We start from the raw sequence: 715 nt of genomic DNA, 5'->3' as shown, positions 1-715 counted from the left end.
AGCATCATCAAGATTTCCGAGCATCTTCAGGCAAATATGAAAGACCAGCTTTTCGTATTTTCGAATAAGCTTTTCGTATGCACAGGTACGATAGGGCAGCTCTTCCTGTGCTTGGGTGACCCACTCATTGTCAGGGTCATTATTGGCAGGAAGAGCTACATGGTTGTGCTTGGTTTCTACGCTATTAAGCGTCATGCTAGTAATTGGTAAGCAGAGTTATTGCGATAGAATCTCCACTTGAGAATCAATTAGTTTACTGTTGGGGATTGTGATTTTGCGGCCGTCTTCAGTTTCTATAATCAGCGCAGTAGAGCAGATCTCAATTACTTCACCAGAAACGTTATCAACCTTAATTTTGTTACCCGGAACATATAGTTCACGAGCATAAACGCCTGCAACGACATTTCCGGCAACATGTTTTGTGCCTAAACCGAGTGCAAGTGCAACTGCTCCTGCAGCAGAGAGCAAAAAGATAATAACAACCTGGTTTAGCAAATCGGTTTCAATCTCTAGTTGGTTGATCGCCAGTGACACTACAATGATAACAATTAGCGCATAAATAATTCCGCCAATTGTACGTTCATAACCTAGGTTAATGCTGGCAAGTGAGGCCTCAATGGCAGTTCGCACAAGTCCTGCAATGAATAAACCGATCAAGGTTAGAATAAGAGCGCTAATCACTTTTGGTATATACAGCACGAAGTGATCAATGGTG

At 42.4% G+C, this 715-nt stretch carries 1 protein-coding gene and 1 pseudogene; both read right to left on the bottom strand.

From position 1 onward, the window contains the following. Positions 1-195, bottom strand: a pseudogene (locus tag A3729_RS05630) (hypothetical protein); the annotation flags it as partial. A gap of 21 nt (positions 196-216) precedes the next feature. Beyond that, the coding region (locus A3729_RS05625; RefSeq protein WP_156497705.1) for a mechanosensitive ion channel domain-containing protein at positions 217-715 on the bottom strand (499 nt) is incomplete at its 5' end.

It is taken from the genome of Oleiphilus sp. HI0043 (assembly GCF_001634935.1).
The sequence above is the reverse complement of the archived record's forward strand: the minus strand, read 5'-3'. Positions and strand labels throughout refer to the sequence as shown.